At 42.6% G+C, this 1,729-nt stretch carries 1 protein-coding gene and 1 pseudogene; both read left to right on the top strand.

The annotated features are described in order from the left end of the window. Window positions 1-1,065: YjiH family protein (locus tag R8N46_RS24490; RefSeq protein WP_318189687.1), on the top strand; the 1,065-nt coding region annotated here is incomplete at its 5' end. Window positions 1,066-1,510: 445 nt separating this feature from the next. Further along, a pseudogene (locus R8N46_RS24485) lies at window positions 1,511-1,729 on the top strand (chemotaxis protein); the annotation flags it as partial.

The following is a 1,729-nucleotide window of genomic DNA, read 5'->3' as shown; positions in this document are numbered from 1 at the left end:
CTTGTTGTTCGCCTAATCGGTGGTGCTGCGGTATTGATGACGTTCTTCCAAGTAGGTCCAAAAGCGATTTGGGAAGAAAACACGGGCGGCCTTGTTTTAACTGGTCTTCTACCAACGCTATTCGCAGTATTCATTTTTGCTGGCCTTCTGCTTCCTCTACTACTTAACTTCGGTCTTCTAGAGCTATTTGGCGCGCTATTAAGTAAAGTAATGCGTCCAGTATTTAACCTACCTGGCCGTAGTGCGATCGACTGTATGGCATCATGGTTGGGTGATGGCAGTGTGGGTATCCTACTGACAAGCAAGCAGTACGAAAACAAGTTCTACACTCAACGTGAAGCGGCAGTTGTTGGTACAACGTTCTCAGCGGTATCGATCACATTCAGCTTAGTTGTTATTGCTCAGGTTCAACTTGAACACCTGTTCCTACCTTTCTACGGAGCTATCTGTTTAGCAGGTATCGTGGCTGCGGTTATCATTCCTCGTTTACCGCCTCTAAGCCTGAAAAAAGACCGTTACATTGACGGCAGCAAGCCAGCAGAGGATGTAGATACAGTGCCAGAAGGTCACACGACATTCTCATGGGGCATGGACTTAGCTCTAAAACGCGCTGCAGAAGTAAAATCTGTTCAGTCCGTATTCAAAGAAGGTGTGCACAACGCTATCGATATGGTGTTTGGCGTACTGCCTGTGGTTATGGGTTTGGGTACCGTTGCACTAGTGATTGCTGAATACACGTCAGTGTTTGAGATCCTTGGTCAGCCATTCATTCCTTACTTAGAGTTGCTACAAATTCCTGAAGCGGTACAAGCATCGCAAACTATCGTGGTTGGCTTTGCAGATATGTTTATCCCTGCGATTCTGGCGGCATCTATCGACAACGAAATGACTCGTTTTGTTATCGCAGCAATGTCTGTTACTCAGTTGATTTACATGTCAGAAGTTGGCGCACTACTACTAGGTAGCAAGATTCCAGTTAACATCGTAGAACTGTTTGTTATCTTCATTCTGCGTACGCTGATTACACTTCCTGTGATTGCTGGTGTTGCGCATCTGATTTTCTAAAATCAAAGCATACACAAAGGCTCCGCTCTGTCGGGGCCTTTTTTACAACTAAAATTTGGCTTACTTCCCCACTTAACTTCGCCCCCAACGTAAACTCTATAATTTACAAAGAAAAAACCTCTATAAACGCTTATTTATAATACATAAAACTTTACTAAACTCCTCAATCAAACCTGTTAACAGCAGTACTCTTTAAGCAATTCCTTTCATTATGACGCTTTCATTAAGATGGCTCACTAATCAGATCAAACTCACAAGTTTTAACTCAAATCACCGTTTTGTTTAATTTTGGTTAAAAAAGACAACAAATGGATTCATGTTTTTGATAAAGATGTCGATAAGAAAGTAATCAAACCCAACAGGTTTCTTTTTCTGCCGAATTCACCCGAACCCAAAAAGAGGTGGAAGCAGAAGAAAACTATCCGGGAGACTTAGAGGAAAACTCATGAAATTCAGACATAAGGTTGTCACCGCCTCTTCAATTTTGCTGCTAATTACTGTGTCGCTACTATCGACGCAACAAGTTATGACGATTCGTTCTCAAACTCAGGAGCACATCAATTCAAGCGTTAAAGAGATTTTGACCAGTGTGAGCAACACCGTTCAATCCGAAATGAACGCGAAGAAAGATCTCGCACGCTCGATCACAGAGATCATAGAACTA

The organism is Vibrio sp. 1874 (assembly GCF_033344395.1).
In the GTDB taxonomy this organism is placed as follows: domain Bacteria; phylum Pseudomonadota; class Gammaproteobacteria; order Enterobacterales; family Vibrionaceae; genus Vibrio; species Vibrio alginolyticus.
The sequence above is the reverse complement of the archived record's forward strand: the minus strand, read 5'-3'. Positions and strand labels throughout refer to the sequence as shown.